The following is a 16,609-nucleotide window of genomic DNA, read 5'->3' as shown; positions in this document are numbered from 1 at the left end:
ATATGAAACTATAACATTACTTCGCCATTGTTTTTTCATTCTCTATATGAATAATCCGGAAATGATGGCTTTCTAAATGGCGAACAATCTTCGTTAAATCTTGTTCTGTTGTTTCATTAGGCAAGGTTACTACACACCTTCTCATAAAAGTTCGATCACTATCTAAAGTAATAAAGCTTCGAATATCTGTCACTTTTGTAAGCGTGGTTACAATATCAAGTAAAGAGCCTTTATACTCTTCCATTGATAACGTAATCGCATAACTACTATGACCTACAGCCCAAGCATTTTCTAAAATATCGAGTATCTTGCCGTGAGTGAGAATACCTTTAAATTTTTTATCTTCATCAATTACTGCTAAGTATGGAACCTGGCGAATTGTAAAAAAGACGCTAAAGAAAGAAGCTTTTTCATCAATGACTTTATCTTGATCTGTGATTATTTCTTTTACTGATTTCATTGGATTTTTTTCATCACGATACAAGTATTCGTATAGATGCATTTTATAAACATTTCCAATAAATTCACCACTATTCGTTAGAACAGGCACACAACGGAACCCCGTTTTTTGAACGAAATCTAACGTCTCTTTCACACTCATTGTTTCATTAACTGTTCTCACTTCTCGCTTTTGCAAATAATGTGATTTGATTTGCAATTGAACCCTCTCCTTCGTTAAATACATAAAATACATACATTACCGTTCCATCTTTATTCTCTAAATGCATAAAAAATCCTCTAAGAACTTATAAAAATATCACTCTACAACAAGAAAACAAATACACATAGATAGACCGCCGCTTACAATGAACTCTACCTAAATCTCGTTAGTGATGAGTTTCCTAATACATCACAAAGGTCGGATACTTACTGATGTACCGTTTGGAACAATTGCAGCCAACTCTTCTACATCATGATTGTACATACGTACGCACCCTCTGGAGACGGCTTTTCCAATTGACGAGGGATCGTTCGTACCGTGAATCCCGTAGCTTTTTTTTGATAACGAAAGCCACATTGTTCCATAAGGACCACCAGGGTTAGGTGCGCGGTTAACAATGACAAATTCTCCAACAGGTGTGTCAAAAAGCATTCGCCCTACTGCAATAGGGTATACTTTTTGCACACCTTCATTATCATAAAGTGTGAGTGTCCGACCTGATATAGAAACGGTAATAGCATATGGGATTTGGTTCGGATCGGGAATACCTGGAATGACGATCACCTGACCAACATAAATCATATTTGGATTCGGAATGACGTTCGCTTGAAGAATAGCCGCATATGGGGTTCGAAAATCTTCAGAAATTGAGAAAAGTGTCTCCCCAGGTTGAACTATATGCTGGTACATAAGAAACCTCCTTCCACATAAGTTACCTTACATACATATGTGGAGGAGGTTTCGTTTTAGTTCTTATTCATACATCCTGACTTCATTACCGAGCCGTTACGTTCAAGACCACTTCAATATTGTTACGAGTCGCTTTAGAATAAGGGCAAAACTCATGAGCTTTATGTGCAAGCTCTTCTGCCTCAGCTTCTGCTACCCCTTCAATTTCACAATTAAGTGTGACGCCAAGCATGAACCCATCATCTGCTGGGTCTTTCATCAAACTCACTTCAGCCTTAATTTTCGATTCTATGTCCTTACTTGCCTTTGAAGCCATTAAATTTAAAGCGCCATCAAAACAGGCAGCATACCCTGCAGCAAACAGTTCTTCCGGGTTTGTACCTGCTGTTGTCGGGTTGTTTCCTTTTGGCATGACTAAATTATGATCTACAACACCACTTGCTGATTTAACATGTCCTTCACGTCCGCCTTCAGCTGTTGCTTTTGATGTAAACATTACTTCTGACATATTACGAACTCTCCTTTCATTGTGATTGTCCACACGGTATTAGTTTCCTTTTCACGATCATTTTAAACCTAAAATTATTGAATTTTTATTTGTGACATAATGAGTACTTATTACACATACCGTTTATGATGAAAGGATTGGAGGTGTTTAAGGTCGGTTTGATAAATGGAACACATATCATCTATACTGTTCAAAATGGAGACACTCTGTTCTCATTAGCTGAACGATTTCAAAGCACTGTAGATCAAATTGTAAGAGCCAATGCCCTTTATCCCCCGTTCACAGAACAATATAGGATTCTACCAGGCCAAGTACTTGTTATTCCGAAATATTACTTGGACCGAACAGTTACTCTTTATGTGATTCGCCAGAGCGAAAACCTTACAAATGTAGCAAATCGATTTAATACATTTGTTGATTTACTTGTTGGAATGAATGATACTTTACAGAACCCGAATACTATTTATATTGGTCAACAAATCATCGTACCTTCCGTTATTTATGAAATTGATCGAGGAGATTCATTGTTTGCAATCGGTGAAAAAGTAGGCGTCCCCTATGAAACCATTATCGCTGCTAATCAAAATCGTCCTAGTATTTCGCCAGAGTTAATTTATGAAGGCACTCTGCTCATTATCCCTCAACAAACCTCACAAAGCATCGTAGTTTTCGAGCCAAAACCGGGAGGAGACTTTGCTGATGGGAGTGTCATCAGCGGGTTAGCGAGAGCATTTGAAGCAAATGTCTTGTTTCAAGTTAAAGATGGTGACGATCACATTGTAACAGAAGAAAGCTTTACAACAGCTAGTCTAGCAGCCCCTGCTTTCGGTCCTTTCATAGCAAGCGTCTCCTTTGATCACAATCCAACAACAAATAACGGTGAACTTTGGGTTTATACAAGAAGTGCCAAAGATGGTTCAATTCAAGACCTCGTCACAACGAAAATTACTTTTGTAGAGGTATAAATCCCCCATGGGAGGTTTCTTAAACTCCCATGGGGGTTTCGGTCTCTAAGATTTCAAGGCAGCTAATTTTTCCTCAACAAAAGCTACAATGTCTTTAATTGTTGCTTCTGAAAAGTCAAATGTGATTCCCGCAGCCTCGAAGATTTCGGGTGAAGATTTTGAACTTCCAAGTGCCAAAGCTTTTTTAAATTTATTCCACTATTGCCATGATTTATAACGGTCCTCTAGATTTTTTTCGCTTACTAGCCCACGCTGCATCACCGGTGGACATTTTCGGTTGTACTTCCTTACGAGAGCGTTAACTTGATCAATTTTCTCCTCTAGTTCCTGATCATCGAGATGGGGCCTTAATTCAATCACATTCTTCATTTCAACTAAGATATCTTTACGCTTTTGCACCCATTCAGGTACAAAATTCGCACTTTTTATCGTTCGGTCAAGGACGTCTCCTTCAAGTACGTCTCTCGATAACCGCTTCCCTTTCCCTTCAAGGTATTCAAAATCTCCCAGTTTTTCATGTTTCTTGTACATTTCACCAAACCAGTCACGCATGCTAAACCCTCCTCTTTTTAATTGGCTGTTATCGTTTTGTTGTTTTTTGAGTGTTTTTCAACTCAAGTGGTGCTAACTTTCAAAAAAACAAATAACAACAATCTTTTATAAAAGAGCCTTTTAGTTCCTTACATATATCTATCTTTCACGTTAGAAGCTAACAAATCCTGTTACCTAGAAAAACATTCACAATTTATATATTTTTTTTAGGTTCTTCTATTCCATTTTCATTTTTCATAAACTGATATGGAGGAGGAATCAAAATGAAAACAGTACAGTACAGCATTATTATTAAAAAGCCGGTATATGAAGTTTTTCAATATATTGAAAATCCGGCCCATAAACCAGAGTGGGAAGAACCTGTCCTTGAAGCAAAAATTACAGAAGGCAACACAGTAAAAGAAGGAGCAACGATAGAAGTAAAGAGTCAGGTTTTAGGGCGGAAATTTACGGCTAGAGGTAAAGTGATTACATATGAAGAAAATAAGAAAACCTCTTGTATCTCAAGTAAACCCTTCAATCATGTGATCACAAATACGTATGAGGCTGTTGATGGCGGAACCTTGTTTACCCGTACAGGGGAAGCAGATATTGATGCAGTAAAAAAGAAGTTTAAGTTTGCTTCGCCAATGGTTGTTAAAATAATGGAATCTTCATTAAAGCAATCCGCAAAAAAGGCGAAGGAAATATTGGAATCATAAAGAAAACTCGGCTTACCGCCAAGCCTTAGTGGTGCTTATAAAGTATAAGAAAAACAGCGTTAGCTCGCATTTTTAGAGTCTCAAGGATGCTTTACCCTCGAGACGACCGGCGTGAAGGTAGCTGTCCGCTCTATAAATTCTTTTCAAAAAAAGCGCAAGGCGCCCGACTATCGCGATGGCGCCTGGAGCTAGACATCGAAACGTAGATTTTTTATAATTTCTCTTAAAAAAAGCCGGAGAATTTCCCGGTTCTTTTGAATAACAACGATAGTCCCTTCCACTCTAACGGGAATTTAAAACCACCTGACAAAGCCAAGTGCTCCCTTCATTAATTAATCATTCCAATGCTGAGCAATAAATATATCCCTTCCTGAATCAATACGTTCGCGCTCGTATCGTTTCGGGTTTTTTTGATAAAATTTCTGATGGTCTTCCTCCGCCTTATAAAAAGTCTTTGCAGGAAGAATTTCGGTTACGATCGGTTTAGAAAACTTACCGCTTTCCTTCAGTTGTTTTTTTGTTTTTTCTGCGAGCACTTTTTGAGCGTTGTTATGATAAAAGATTGCAGTCCGATATTGACTGCCTCGGTCAATGAACTGTCCACCATCATCTGTTGGGTCTATTTGCGGCCAATAAAGTTCAAGCAATTTTTCATAAGGAAACAAGACTGGGTCGTATGTGATTTGAACGACTTCGTAATGGCCAGTCTTACCTGATTTCACTTGTTCATAGGTCGGGTTGTCAACATCTCCACCTGTATAACCCGAAACGACTTGTTCGATCCCAGGAAGTTCATCAAAGGGCTTGACCATACACCAAAAGCATCCACCTGCAAATGTCGCTATTTCATGTTTTTTATTTTCCATTTATAAGCCTCCTCACAAACTAATACTACGCAATTTATCAGGGTGCTATTTTATCATAAGAAAGACCTCCCCTGGTTTTATTTGCTCATTTCCATTTACTAGCCTATATTTAAACAGTTGTTTAATTTCAGAAAAAAACTGACTTTTTAAGTAACAACAGATTACTATTGAGCATGATATTGGGTACAAGCGTCCAGTGTACCGTTAATACAACAACGGAGCTGTCTCACTTTCATGAGACAACTCCTGAGAAAATTTACCTATCCAACCTATTCCTCTTCTATAATTTTATCCAAAATTGATGTATCTACAAAGTCATCAAGATTCGGTTCATCTTCAATAAAGTCCAATTCATATGATGCGGTAGCCCAATATTGCAATGCATCAGCATGCGTTTCAGTCGTTACAACCATTCGCTCCCAAGCATTTTCCAATACTGTTTCAGGCAATCTAGTTTGCGTTAAGTTATAGAGTGAATCATTAATCGTTTGTAGCGTATCCTCAGTATCTTCTTGAGTATAATCGACAGCCTGTTTGTGCGCTCGCAACGCTTGTTCTACTTGACTTGGATTTTCTTCAAGAAATTCACTCGTTGTGACAAAAACGACACTCGCTAAATCCTCACCTAAAAATACGTCATTCCACTCGACAACGACATTTGCATTATGTTCTTCAACTAATAACGTCCCCCACGGTTCTGGTGCAGCCGCAGCGTCAATATCCCCTTGTTCAAACATCGCTACCATATTAGCGGGAGCTACACGAGACTGGTGCTCTACGGTTCCACCTAAGCGGTTTGATTTTAATCCAATTCGTTCCAGCATTATTTCGAGTTGTACGTTGTGGGTACAACCATTGCCAGGAGTACAGAAGGAGTGTCCATCCATATCTTCTAAAGTATGAATACCCGAGTCTTCTCTTGAAACGATCAGTGTTGCTCCATTTGCCGCGGCTCCAATAACAACAACGTCCCCGCCCTGCAAATAGTAATTAATTGCAGGACCCGGACCTACATAGCCCATATCAATGTTCCCTGTACTTAAAGCGTCAATAAAGTCATTTCCATTGGGAAAATTGATAAAATTAACTTCACTCTCGGTCATCGACTCTTCGAAATAACCTTTTTCTTTTCCAATAATCCCCGCTGCGTGATCTAGGTTAGGAAAATATCCAATGTTCACTTCCTCACCTGATCCTGCACCGTCTCCACCTGTACTACACGCTGCCAGCCCAAGTAAAGCAACGCCTCCAAGTAACCATCCGAATGCCTTTTTCATCTTTGTTCCTCCTTTGGAAGTTTACGTACTGTTTGTTGCTAATCCCCATCGGGCTAATACTTTTTTCTCTACTTTGCTGAAGATGAAATATTCGACAATTAATCCTATTGCAGAGATGATAAACATTATCGCTACAACCAAGTCCATATTGTAAAAATCTCGTGCATCCATAAGCGTACGTCCTAGACCACCGCGACCGATTAATTCTGCAGCCATTAATGCTCGCCACCCAAATGCCCACGCCAACCGCGCACCGGTTAATGCCGATGGGATCGAAGCAGGAAGCATCACTTTCCAAACAAGTTCAGTCCGACTGTAACCCATCGTACGTGCAGCTCTTATAAGGATCGGTTGAACGTTCTTAATACCCATCCGTGTGTTTAACGTCATCGCCCACGTTCCGCCTAATACAACGACGAATAAAATAGCGGCAGATCCTCCTTGGAACATCATTAATGCAATCGGAAGCCAGACGATACTCGGTACAGGCTGCAAGGCAATCACAAGTGAACCGAGCGTTTCATCTGCTATTTTGGAAGTCGCAAGTAACACCCCTAACGTACCTCCAATTAAGACAGCCAAAACAAAGCCTGCTGAAATTCTTTGTAAACTTTCTGTTAGCGCTACGGTTAAAATGCCGGTCTCAAAAAATCCACGATATAATTGTTCTACTGCCCCTATTGGTGACGGGAATAGTGTTGTCGACCAAAAGTTTGTTTTTAAGTTGATTCTAAATGTGGTCTCCCATATTACGATTAGAGCCGTAAAGAAGAGAAGCCTTCTGACTATTGAAGTCATCACCCATTTCCTCCCTCATCACTTTTTCTATTTCCCCAGCTAAGATTGACATGATATCTTGCTCAATCTTGATAAAATCCTCTGAGGACGGTGTTCTTGGGCGAGGCAAGTCAATCGGAAACTCTTTCCGAATGCCCCCTGGACGAGTTCCCATTAATACAATGCGATCAGACAACAGAATGGCTTCTCGTATATTATGAGTAACAAACAGGATCGTTTTCTTTGTTTCTTCCCAAATATATTGAACTTCTTTATGAAGCATTGAGCGGGTTTGTTCGTCTAATGCACCAAAAGGTTCATCCATTAATAAAACTTTAGGATCCATTGCTAAAGCCCTTGCAATGGCCACTCTTTGTTTCATGCCACCTGACAATTCATGAGGGTAAGAATCCTGAAATTTACTCAAGTGAACAAGTTTTAAGTATTTTTTTGCCTCGTCGATCGCTTCTGTTTTTTTCATTTTTTTCTTAAGAGCGAATGTGACATTATCAAGTACGCTCAACCAAGGCATCAACGCGGCCTCTTGGAATACTACACCACGATCAGAGCCGGGAGAAGTCACCTTTTCACCGCCAATCATAACTTCTCCATTTGTCGCTCGGTCAAGACCGGCTACTATATTTAAAAGTGTTGATTTCCCACAACCTGACGGCCCCAGCAAAGAGACAAACTCACCGGCTGAAACCTCAAGATTAATATCATCAAATACTGTGAAGCTTTTTGCTTCTTTATCACTAGTTCTAAATGTTTTTTCAACATTTTTTATACTTACTTGCTCCATCATTACCCTCCCATAAGAAAACAGCGTATAAAATACCTTTGAACAAAACAAAGACTTTAAATCTCATAAACTTACTCGGAATTATCTTTATTAGTATATGATACGATTAAATGAAGTGTCAATCAGTTTTAAAGCTTTTAGCGCCTCCTCTTCCCTCTCCCATTTTAATATTTCCCCTAATTCCGATGTTTTCGCCACGTGATTTTTGAATTATTTCACAATTTTCACTAGATTTTGTGTATAATTAAAACAATTCGTGTACCTAAATATAAAGGAGGACATTAGCATGGAAACGACAAAACAAAAACGACCTACACGTCAAGAAGTGCCCGAACCTTTAACCTGGAATTTAAAAGACTTATTTCTTTCCCATGAAGCATGGTTAGCAGAATTAACTGCATTAGATAGTGATGTATCAGAGGTTACGCAATTTCGAAATCACTTAATAAACAGTGGTCAAACCCTGTTTGTTTGCTTGCAGACGAAAGATGCTTTTATGGAGAGAGTCATTCGTGTAGTAACCTACGCTAATTTAAAATTATTTGAAGATGGATCCAATGCAGAGAACCAAGGCAATTACGCTAAAGTATCAAATAAACTAGCTACATTCAATGGAGCATTATCTTTTATTGAATCTGAAATTCTTTCTTTTCCAGAAGGTAAAATTGAAGAATTTTTTGTTGAAGAGCCTAAGCTTCAAACGTATCAAAAAAACTTGCTTGACCTTGTGAAACGTAAAGCCCATACATTAACACCTGAAACCGAACAAGTATTAGCCTCACTTAATGCTGTCCACTCTTCTCCTTACCAGATTTATTCCCAAAGTAAGTCGAGTGATCTTCACTTTTCTCATTTTAAAAACGACCAAGATGAAAGTATGCCTCTTTCTTTCGCTTTATATGAAGATCGGTATGAGCTATCATCCGATACAACTGTCCGTAGAAATGCATACAGCAATTTCATTGAAGGGTTAGAAAACTTTAAAAACACCTATGCTGCTACATATTCTTCTGAAGTAACGAAACAAATTACCATGTCTAAAATACGAGGATACGATTCCGTTACTGAAATGCTCCTCGGGCCTCAAGATGTCACGCTGGATATGTACAATAATCAACTTGATATTATTTATAAAGAGCTCTCACCTCATATGCAACGTTTAGCGAAATTAAAGAAAAGAGAGCTAGGGTTAGACCAAATGTACTATTGCGACCTCAAAGCACCGCTAGACCATGAATTTAATCCGGAAATATCCTACGAAAAAGCCACAGAAATGATCTTGGAAGCATTAGAAGTGATGGGACCGGAGTATATGGAAATCATGAAAAAAGGAGTCAATGACCGGTGGGTAGACCGAGCTGAAAATCACGGAAAAATGACAGGAGCGTTCTGTTCAAGCCCTTATGGTGCTCACCCATACATCCTCATGACGTGGACAGATATGATGAGAGGAACGTTTATTCTTGCCCACGAATTAGGACATGCAGGTCACTTTTATTTAGCAAATAAATATCAAGAAGTTTCAAACACAAGACCGTCTACCTATTTTGTAGAAGCCCCATCTACGATGAATGAGCTATTATTAGCTGACCATTTGATCAACCAGTCTTCGGATAATAGAATGAAACGGTGGGTGATCCTTCAACTTTTAGGCACTTATTATCATAACTTTGTAACCCATTTATTAGAAGGGGAATTCCAACGAAGAGTTTATAAGCGCGCAGAAAAAGGCGAATCCCTAACTGCTGCTTCCTTATCTGAATTAAAGCATTCAGTGCTGACAGGCTTTTGGGGAGATTCTGTCACCATTGATAATGGCGCAGGATTAACTTGGATGCGACAACCGCATTATTATATGGGGCTCTATCCGTATACTTATTCCGCTGGCTTAACTGCGTCAACTGCTGTTGCGAAAATGATTAAAGAAGAAGGTGAACCTGCTGTTGAACGGTGGATTGACGTATTAAAAGCTGGAGGAACTAAAACTCCACTTGAACTACTTAGTGATGCAGGTGTGGACCTTTCGAATCCAAATCCTATTCGGGAAGCTGTTGCATACATCGGATCACTTGTCGATGAATTAGAAAAAAGTTTCGATCCACAACAGCTATAAAACTGTCTCAAACCACCGAACTAAATACTACACTAGAATTCACCATGAGTTATTTTGAGGATGTCTTAAAAGGGTTAAAAATGAACCTTTTAAGACATCCTCTTTTTATTTTGACTAGGAACAAAATTCCCTTTCACTTTATTTTTCTCCCCCTCATTTCTTTCATTTCCCTTCTAATCACCGAGTTTATTAGGTACCTTACAAAGTCCTTCCTTAGGAATATTAACCTTATCTAAAGCGTTCATATCATTCTATTCGTTCATTAATTTTTCAATATAAAATCAGTCATTATATCGAAATAACGTCGTTCGTTATAGTGATTTTTGTGATGTTTTTCTAACATAACTTTTGTCGTGAACGTTGTTATATCAATGTTTTTTAGACTGAACAATTATACTACTACAAATTAAATTTTAGAAAGAAGTTAATAGAATTAATCCCTGATAATTTAAAATATCCATTACAGTTGGCATCGGATTGTTAGTTGCTTTTATCGGGGAAGCTTTATGGTTGGGCTGTTTTCTTATATCTCCCACACTAAGAAAACAGGCAGAGACAATCATTGTCTCTGTCTGTTTTGCACCTTGATTAATGACTCTAATTCCCTTTTATACAAATTTCTCGCAGTTTAAACGATCGTTTAAACTGTCAAAAGGAAACTGATTCCCTATTGCAAAAATTGTGGAAAATTCTGATATAATGAATAGGTGCACTTTCATATTTTAAAAGGGGGAAATGGAATGGCAAACCTATTGGCAGGAATTGATCATATCCAGTTAGCCGCACCAAAAGATTGTGAAGAAGAAGCACGACACTTTTATAATGGACTTCTCGGTTTAGAGGAAATACCGAAACCAGAAAACCTAAGAAAAAGGGGTGGTGTTTGGTTTAAATTAGGTTCCCAGGAGCTACATATTGGTGTTCAAGAGGCATTTATTCCAGCAAAAAAAGCCCATCCCGGGTTTATTGTGCATGATTTACAAGAAGTAAAGAATTTGCTTACGAATGAAAATGTCGAGATTAAAGAAGAGCCTCCTATCAAAGGGAGAGAACGATTCTTTGTTTCTGATCCATTTGAAAACCGAATCGAATTTTTAGCTTTCGATTAACCTCATTAACCTCAAATTAAAAAACCTAGCTTGGGCAGATTCCCTTGCTAGGTTTTGTTAACTATCATATATATTTTTTTAAACTTTCCTTAATTGAACTTTTTCGACACTGTGATCATTCCCCTTACGTAAAATAAGATCTGCACGGTGTTTTGTCGGGAGAATGTTGTTATATAGATTAACCTCATTAATATCTTTCCAAATCTTCGTAGCTACTTTGTTTGCTTCATCATCTGTTAAATCGGCATAACGCTTAAAATATGATGCCGGGTTTTTAAAGGCTGTATTTCGAAGCGTCTTAAATCGATCGATATACCAATGGAAGATGTCTTCTTCCTTGGCATCCACGTAAATTGAAAAATCAAAGAAGTCGGATACGAAAACTTCCGGAATATCTCTTCCATCATTTGTTACTTGTAAGACGTTAATGCCTTCAACAATGACAATGTCTGGTTGATAGACCGTTTGTTCTTCACCATCGACAATATCGTAAACCAAGTGTGAATACACTGGCGCGGTTACTTTTTCTACCCCTGACTTTAAATCAGCTAAAAAGCGGATAAGTTTAGATGTATCATAGCTCTCTGGGAACCCTTTACGATTCATAATCCCTTTTTCTTCAAGAACACGGTTTGGGTAAAGAAAACCATCTGTTGTTACTAATTCAACTTTCGGATGATTCGGCCATCTCTTTAATAGAGCCTGAATTAGACGGGCAGTTGTACTTTTACCTACTGCCACACTACCGGCCATTCCAATAACGTAGGGGACTTTCCTTGTCTTTTTATGTAAAAATAAATTCGTTACGGAATGTAAGTCTTGAGAAGCTGTTGTATAAAGGTTAATCAACCTTGATAGTGGAAGATAAACACTCGAAACTTCTTCCATTGATATGTTTTCGTTTATGCCCTGTAGCTTTTCAATTTCTGCTTCAGATAGTGGCTGGACTGATCCCGGGCTTAAGGTTGCCCATTCATCTTTTTTAAGCGTAATATAGGGTGAATATTGCTTTTGAACAGGGTGGTTTTGGATCATGTTGAATGACTCCTTGCCTTAATGTTATATAGATGGTAGCGCTTTACTTTTGTTAAAGAAAACTTAGCTTTCCGCCAAGCCTTAATGGCGAAAGCCTTAGTTGCGCTTATACTTTATTCCTTTAGAGAAGTTAAACTTTCTTAAAGTACAAGAAAGCGCAAGGCGCCCGACTATCGGCGAAATGCAAATGTTCTGTCCGATAAAAAGTGCTTTTTACTTTTAATCGGGCAGGTTATTTGACACGAGCCGATGGCGCCTGGAGCTAGACATCGAAACGTAGATTTTTTTATAATTTCTTAACTCTTAAGAAAAACCGCATAGCGGTCTTTCATTAAAAACAGCGTTAGCTTCCGCCGCATGTTTTGGATGCCTTTCCCATGAGACGAGCAGCGTGAAGGTAGCTGTCATTCTAAACTTTCCTATCTCGTAAAAAAACACTATAAGCAACAGAATTTATGATAACAGCCTATTACTTTGTAAACTTTTTTAATCTTAACATATTTTTTGGCTCTTTTCTAAAAGATTGTTGGTTTTTGAGCTTAATGCAAGCGAGACGTGACAGATTTTTATCTCAATGATAGTGAAGTACAAATGATTTGTCCGTACTATAATAAAAAATCCCTCCTATTTTTCTTCCTTTGTCTCACCTTAATAAACAGCTACTTTGCTTTGAGAATCGCTTTTCATCTAGGAAAATGTTATACTTTTCTAGACTTTGATTGTGAAGGATGAGATAAATGATTAATGTAAATAATGTAAGTTTGCGATTTGGTGATCGCAAGCTTTTTGAAGATGTAAATATCAAATTCACTCCCGGTAATTGCTATGGATTAATTGGTGCAAATGGTGCCGGTAAATCAACGTTTTTAAAGATTTTATCTGGTGAAATTGAAGCACAAACTGGTGATGTATCGCTACCTCCAAACCAACGGATGGCTGTTCTTAAACAGAACCACTTCGAATATGAAGAAGACACCGTTCTCGATGTTGTCATAATGGGGCATACCCGCCTATATGAAGTTATGAAAGAAAAAGATGAGATCTATATGAAAGCTGACTTCTCTGATGAGGATGGCATGAAAGCTGCTGAGCTTGAAGGTGAATTCGCCGAATTAAACGGTTGGGAAGCTGAATCCGATGCAGCTCTTCTTCTAAGAGGTCTTGGCATTGGTGAAGACCTTCATCAGAAAAAAATGGCTGACCTGACGGGTGGCGAAAAAGTAAAAGTTCTTTTAGCTCAGGCGTTATTTGGTAACCCTGATGTACTACTACTCGATGAGCCGACCAACCACTTGGACATCAAAGCCATTCAATGGTTGGAAGAGTTTTTGATTAACTTTGAGAATACCGTCATTGTCGTTTCCCACGACCGTCACTTCTTAAATAAAGTGTGTACTCATATTGCTGATTTAGATTTTGGTAAATTGCAGATTTATGTAGGGAACTATGATTTCTGGTATGAATCCAGCCAACTCGCACTCAAAATGGCTCAAGAACAAAACAAGAAAAAAGAAGAAAAAGTAAAAGAGTTGCAATCTTTTATTGCCCGTTTTAGTGCTAACGCATCGAAATCGAAGCAAGCGACATCCCGTAAAAAACTTTTAGATAAAATCGAGCTCGATGACATTAAACCATCATCCCGTAAATATCCATATGTCCACTTCAAACCCGAGCGTGAAATCGGTAATGACGTTCTTCAAGTGGAAGGTTTAACAAAAACCATTGATGGAGAAAAAGTATTAAATAATGTCAGCTTTATTATGAACAAAGATGATAAAATTGCACTCGTAGGTGAAAACGAAATTGCTAATACAACTTTAATGAAAATTTTAATGGGTGAAATGGACCCAGACAGCGGAACATTCAAATGGGGCATTACAACATCACAATCTTACTTCCCAAAAGATAATTCAGCTTACTTTGAAGGCAACGATCTTCCACTTGTTGATTGGTTGCGCCAATATTCACCGGAAGATGAAACAGAAACGTTTATCCGAGGTTTCTTAGGACGTATGCTCTTCTCGGGTGAGGAAGCGAAAAAGAAAGCAAGCGTACTGTCCGGAGGGGAAAAAGTTCGTTGTATGCTTTCAAAGATGATGTTGAGCGGCGCGAACATCCTTCTTTTAGATGAACCTACAAACCACTTAGATTTAGAGTCGATTACCGCCTTAAACAATGGCTTGATTAATTTTAAAGGATCGATGATTTTCACTTCTCATGACCATCAATTTAATCAGTCAATTGCCAATCGCATCATTGAGATTAAGGACGAAGGTGTTTTCGACAAAGAAATTACCTATGATGAGTATGTAGAGCTTAAAGCAGCTAAATAATTCCTATAAGAGTTGTTAAAAAAGTCCACTAAAAATAGCTGTCGTACCATACGCTAACTATTGTCTTTAAACCTAGTTATCATCCCTCGTGGTGTCTGATAAGACATGGAAGCTTTGAACACGCACTCGATTCTTATCTCCTAAAAGAGGACTGGACGCCTATTAGCCCAGTCCTTTTTTATTTACACTACTATAGAAAATGAGCAAGTTTTAACCTTTCACAACTCTTAAACACTATTGTTAGCAGTACTCGCCTCTAACTAGTTAGTTTACACTCATTTAGATTTACTATATCATTATTATGTAAACTGAAACTACTAAATCAGGCTACCTGCAACAGTATGCGGAAGCCCATTTAGTTTTATTTCACCTAGACACAGGACAATCCCCTGCGGATGAGGTTTGCGGAGGGCGGTTTTATACCCATTTCACGAAACCACACCGACATCTGTCCCATATGATGGATTTCATGAGCAATTAAGTGATCCAAAATTTCCCCATACGTAAACTCTTCCTTTAGTCCATTTTCGCTGTCGACCATGATTGGCAGAGACCCTCTGTCAAGGGACCCATTATTAATAAATGCTTGAATTTTACGAGACCATTTTTTTGATAGCTGTTCAATGCTTTCAACCTTCGGATAATCTTCTGAACGAATATCTACCTCTTCTGCTCCAAGTATATCAACAAGGACCCAATCGTGTTCCACTTTGACCACATGAAAAAGTGTTTTATGAATTGTGCCAACTCCTCCTGTCCTTTCCTTATGAAGCTCCTCAAATGACAATCCTTTACAGTAGTCAAACCATTCCTGTCGTCGCTGCCAATTATAATAAAATAACCGCTTCATAACATCCTCCTTTAAAATAAATACCATCATCCAATCGCAGTATTATTACGAACAAGAGGTTCTTTGCTTTTGTTGCTTTTTGAGGGCAAAAATTTTACTATTTTTCACCGTAATTATTAATTAAACTATTATAAAAGACTTAAATAGTGTGACAGTTTTCAACTCAAGTGATCGATAATCATATTTATTTGCCCACAATTCATGAAAAACGCTCATAAAGCAACAAACATTACGAGAACAGCCTTATAAAATAAGATTATAAGAGTTGAGCTAAAAAAATGCTGAATATCGGAAAATAAAATATTCCAGGAGGTAAGCAAATGGAAAAGGCTGTAGAAAAGCTGTTTTCACCTTATGTACAGGAAGAAGGAGCCGCAAGATTTCAACTAACGAACTTAACAAGATTAGGAAGCTTTGAAAACTATGTTTTTGAAGGAGTGAAAATCGATACACCGTATATTTTACGCTACACACACAGTAATCACCGCAGTATAGCTGAGATTGAAAGTGAACTCGATTGGATTCATTTTCTAAAAATACAAGGAGCCAATGTGTGCAGCGCTCACCCTTCTCGCTCATGAAACCTTATCGAATGTATCCAAGTAGAAGGGTCTTCTTTTTATATTACAATGTTTGAAAAAGCAAAAGGGCAACCGGTTAAAATAAATGAACAACTTAACAATCACACATTGTTTTACAGTTGGAGCAACGCGATTGGCCAGCTTCATAGACTTACGAAACAATACCAACGACCTGAGCACCTAACACCTCGAGAGGATCTAACAGAGTCATTCGAAAAACAATATGCTCCTTTCATTCATCAAAAGAATGAAAACGTCATGAACCAAATAACACATACTATAGAAACCGTGAAACTGCTCCCGAAAACAGGGGATCGATACCAGCTCATTCATTCTGATCTACACTCAGGAAACTTCCATTTCGATGGTAAGTCACTTCATATGTTTGATTTTGATGATGCTGCGTATCATCATATTATTAGTGATATTGCTATTGCCCGTTATTACACGATGTAGTGAAGAAAAGCAAACTCCGAAATGAAATTGCTAACTCTTTTCTTCAGACGTTTATAAAAGGGTATCTAGCTGAATCCTCATTAACAGAAGAGCAATTATATGATATCCCTACCTTTTTAATGTTACGCGACTGTGAATTGTTTGGGGTGCTTCATAAAAAATGGGATGTTGAAAACTTGAGTACAAACCAGGCAGTGTTCCTCGATGACCTGGAAAAACGCATTCAAGCAGGGGTACCAATTGTCATGCTTAATTATGAGACCTTCTTGAAACCTTAAAGCTTAAGAGTTCGAGGGTATCCCAATAGGTTAACCATCAATCTGTTGAGAGATC

General features: G+C 38.2%; 18 protein-coding genes. 8 read left to right on the top strand and 10 right to left on the bottom strand.

The genetic code is table 11. From position 1 onward, the window contains the following. Window positions 1-16: 16 nt before the first annotated feature. From cbpA to CDZ94_RS02740, 3 genes are all read right to left on the bottom strand, one after another. Window positions 17-658 carry a cyclic di-AMP binding protein CbpA gene (gene cbpA, locus CDZ94_RS02750; protein WP_198520841.1) on the bottom strand — a complete coding sequence of 214 codons (642 nt, stop codon included), beginning with the start codon at window positions 656-658 and terminating at the stop codon, window positions 17-19. A 192-nt stretch (window positions 659-850) separates the two neighbouring features. Next, on the bottom strand, window positions 851-1,351 hold the full coding sequence (locus CDZ94_RS02745; protein WP_096435005.1) for a L,D-transpeptidase family protein: 501 nt from the start codon (window positions 1,349-1,351) through the stop codon (window positions 851-853). An 85-nt stretch (window positions 1,352-1,436) separates the two neighbouring features. Further along, complete coding sequence (locus CDZ94_RS02740; protein WP_096435004.1) at window positions 1,437-1,859, bottom strand: Ohr family peroxiredoxin; 423 nt, start codon at window positions 1,857-1,859, stop codon at window positions 1,437-1,439. Between the two features lie 158 nt (window positions 1,860-2,017). On the opposite strand from CDZ94_RS02740, the gene CDZ94_RS02735 reads away from it, so the two are divergent. After that, window positions 2,018-2,824 carry a LysM peptidoglycan-binding domain-containing protein gene (locus CDZ94_RS02735; protein WP_198520842.1) on the top strand — a complete coding sequence of 269 codons (807 nt, stop codon included), beginning with the start codon at window positions 2,018-2,020 and terminating at the stop codon, window positions 2,822-2,824. A gap of 198 nt (window positions 2,825-3,022) precedes the next feature. Here CDZ94_RS02735 and CDZ94_RS02730 read toward each other — a convergent pair whose 3' ends face one another. Beyond that, window positions 3,023-3,376 (bottom strand): DnaJ family domain-containing protein, encoded by a 354-nt coding sequence (locus CDZ94_RS02730; protein WP_096435002.1) that lies wholly within the window; start codon window positions 3,374-3,376, stop codon window positions 3,023-3,025. Window positions 3,377-3,639: 263 nt separating this feature from the next. Here CDZ94_RS02730 and CDZ94_RS02725 point away from each other — a divergent pair, with 263 nt between their 5' ends. Then, complete coding sequence (locus CDZ94_RS02725) at window positions 3,640-4,077, top strand: SRPBCC family protein (RefSeq protein WP_096435001.1); 438 nt, start codon at window positions 3,640-3,642, stop codon at window positions 4,075-4,077. A gap of 332 nt (window positions 4,078-4,409) precedes the next feature. Here the strand turns inward: CDZ94_RS02725 and msrA are convergent, their stop codons facing one another. From msrA to CDZ94_RS02705, 4 genes are all read right to left on the bottom strand, one after another. Then, the gene (gene msrA / locus CDZ94_RS02720; RefSeq protein ID WP_096435000.1) at window positions 4,410-4,943 is read right to left on the bottom strand and encodes a peptide-methionine (S)-S-oxide reductase MsrA; all 534 of its coding nucleotides are present in this window, start codon (window positions 4,941-4,943) and stop codon (window positions 4,410-4,412) included. Between the two features lie 269 nt (window positions 4,944-5,212). Next, window positions 5,213-6,220 carry an aliphatic sulfonate ABC transporter substrate-binding protein gene (locus CDZ94_RS02715; RefSeq protein ID WP_096434999.1) on the bottom strand — a complete coding sequence of 336 codons (1,008 nt, stop codon included), beginning with the start codon at window positions 6,218-6,220 and terminating at the stop codon, window positions 5,213-5,215. Window positions 6,221-6,241: 21 nt separating this feature from the next. Beyond that, a complete protein-coding gene (locus tag CDZ94_RS02710; RefSeq protein WP_096434998.1) occupies window positions 6,242-7,018 on the bottom strand; it encodes an ABC transporter permease in 777 nt (258 codons plus the stop codon). Continuing rightward, on the bottom strand, window positions 6,951-7,799 hold the full coding sequence (locus CDZ94_RS02705) for an ABC transporter ATP-binding protein (protein WP_096434997.1): 849 nt from the start codon (window positions 7,797-7,799) through the stop codon (window positions 6,951-6,953). Before CDZ94_RS02705 ends, CDZ94_RS02710 begins: the two co-directional genes overlap by 68 nt. Before the next feature lie 286 nt (window positions 7,800-8,085). Here CDZ94_RS02705 and pepF point away from each other — a divergent pair, with 286 nt between their 5' ends. Further along, window positions 8,086-9,912, top strand: a complete 1,827-nt coding sequence (pepF, locus tag CDZ94_RS02700) for an oligoendopeptidase F (protein ID WP_096434996.1) — start codon at window positions 8,086-8,088, stop codon at window positions 9,910-9,912. Window positions 9,913-10,652: 740 nt separating this feature from the next. After that, window positions 10,653-11,021 carry a VOC family protein gene (locus tag CDZ94_RS02695; protein WP_096434995.1) on the top strand — a complete coding sequence of 123 codons (369 nt, stop codon included), beginning with the start codon at window positions 10,653-10,655 and terminating at the stop codon, window positions 11,019-11,021. Window positions 11,022-11,099: 78 nt separating this feature from the next. Here CDZ94_RS02695 and coaA read toward each other — a convergent pair whose 3' ends face one another. Continuing rightward, complete coding sequence (gene coaA / locus CDZ94_RS02690) at window positions 11,100-12,056, bottom strand: type I pantothenate kinase (RefSeq protein ID WP_096434994.1); 957 nt, start codon at window positions 12,054-12,056, stop codon at window positions 11,100-11,102. A gap of 737 nt (window positions 12,057-12,793) precedes the next feature. Between coaA and CDZ94_RS02685 the strand changes: the two genes are divergently transcribed. Continuing rightward, window positions 12,794-14,389 carry an ABC-F family ATP-binding cassette domain-containing protein gene (locus tag CDZ94_RS02685; protein WP_096434993.1) on the top strand — a complete coding sequence of 532 codons (1,596 nt, stop codon included), beginning with the start codon at window positions 12,794-12,796 and terminating at the stop codon, window positions 14,387-14,389. Window positions 14,390-14,759: 370 nt separating this feature from the next. Here the strand turns inward: CDZ94_RS02685 and CDZ94_RS02680 are convergent, their stop codons facing one another. Beyond that, complete coding sequence (locus CDZ94_RS02680; protein WP_096434992.1) at window positions 14,760-15,239, bottom strand: DinB family protein; 480 nt, start codon at window positions 15,237-15,239, stop codon at window positions 14,760-14,762. A 320-nt stretch (window positions 15,240-15,559) separates the two neighbouring features. On the opposite strand from CDZ94_RS02680, the gene CDZ94_RS02675 reads away from it, so the two are divergent. The 3 genes from CDZ94_RS02675 to CDZ94_RS02665 are packed head-to-tail and all read left to right on the top strand — an operon-like array spanning window position 15,560 to window position 16,554. Then, on the top strand, window positions 15,560-15,820 hold the full coding sequence (locus CDZ94_RS02675; protein WP_096434991.1) for an aminoglycoside phosphotransferase/kinase family protein: 261 nt from the start codon (window positions 15,560-15,562) through the stop codon (window positions 15,818-15,820). A gap of 48 nt (window positions 15,821-15,868) precedes the next feature. Then, the gene (locus tag CDZ94_RS02670; RefSeq protein ID WP_096434990.1) at window positions 15,869-16,276 is read left to right on the top strand and encodes a phosphotransferase enzyme family protein; all 408 of its coding nucleotides are present in this window, start codon (window positions 15,869-15,871) and stop codon (window positions 16,274-16,276) included. Continuing rightward, window positions 16,276-16,554: a hypothetical protein gene (locus CDZ94_RS02665; protein WP_096434989.1), complete on the top strand. Its 279-nt coding sequence runs from the start codon at window positions 16,276-16,278 to the stop codon at window positions 16,552-16,554. Before CDZ94_RS02670 ends, CDZ94_RS02665 begins: the two co-directional genes overlap by 1 nt. Window positions 16,555-16,609 lie beyond the last annotated feature (55 nt).

The organism is Alteribacter populi, assembly GCF_002352765.1.
In the GTDB taxonomy this organism is placed as follows: Bacteria; Bacillota; Bacilli; order Bacillales; family Salisediminibacteriaceae; genus Alteribacter; species Alteribacter populi.
Note: the sequence above shows the minus strand (reverse complement) of the source record. Positions and strands in the feature narration are given on the sequence as shown.

Bases quoted from the DNA above. Each gene is read 5' to 3' on its own strand.
- CDZ94_RS02715 (WP_096434999.1), bottom strand. From the start codon at position 6,220: ATGAAAAAGGCATTCGGATGGTTACTTGGAGGCGTTGCTTTACTTGGG.
- CDZ94_RS02740 (WP_096435004.1), bottom strand. From the start codon at position 1,859: ATGTCAGAAGTAATGTTTACATCAAAAGCAACAGCTGAAGGCGGACGT.
- CDZ94_RS02695 (WP_096434995.1), top strand. From the start codon at position 10,653: ATGGCAAACCTATTGGCAGGAATTGATCATATCCAGTTAGCCGCACCA.
- CDZ94_RS02725 (WP_096435001.1), top strand. From the start codon at position 3,640: ATGAAAACAGTACAGTACAGCATTATTATTAAAAAGCCGGTATATGAA.
- CDZ94_RS02745 (WP_096435005.1), bottom strand. From the start codon at position 1,351: ATGTACCAGCATATAGTTCAACCTGGGGAGACACTTTTCTCAATTTCT.
- msrA (WP_096435000.1), bottom strand. From the start codon at position 4,943: ATGGAAAATAAAAAACATGAAATAGCGACATTTGCAGGTGGATGCTTT.
- CDZ94_RS02670 (WP_096434990.1), top strand. From the start codon at position 15,869: ATGTTTGAAAAAGCAAAAGGGCAACCGGTTAAAATAAATGAACAACTT.
- coaA (WP_096434994.1), bottom strand. From the start codon at position 12,056: ATGATCCAAAACCACCCTGTTCAAAAGCAATATTCACCCTATATTACG.
- pepF (WP_096434996.1), top strand. From the start codon at position 8,086: ATGGAAACGACAAAACAAAAACGACCTACACGTCAAGAAGTGCCCGAA.
- CDZ94_RS02685 (WP_096434993.1), top strand. From the start codon at position 12,794: ATGATTAATGTAAATAATGTAAGTTTGCGATTTGGTGATCGCAAGCTT.
- CDZ94_RS02680 (WP_096434992.1), bottom strand. From the start codon at position 15,239: ATGAAGCGGTTATTTTATTATAATTGGCAGCGACGACAGGAATGGTTT.
- CDZ94_RS02730 (WP_096435002.1), bottom strand. From the start codon at position 3,376: ATGCGTGACTGGTTTGGTGAAATGTACAAGAAACATGAAAAACTGGGA.
- CDZ94_RS02675 (WP_096434991.1), top strand. From the start codon at position 15,560: ATGGAAAAGGCTGTAGAAAAGCTGTTTTCACCTTATGTACAGGAAGAA.
- CDZ94_RS02705 (WP_096434997.1), bottom strand. From the start codon at position 7,799: ATGGAGCAAGTAAGTATAAAAAATGTTGAAAAAACATTTAGAACTAGT.
- CDZ94_RS02710 (WP_096434998.1), bottom strand. From the start codon at position 7,018: ATGACTTCAATAGTCAGAAGGCTTCTCTTCTTTACGGCTCTAATCGTA.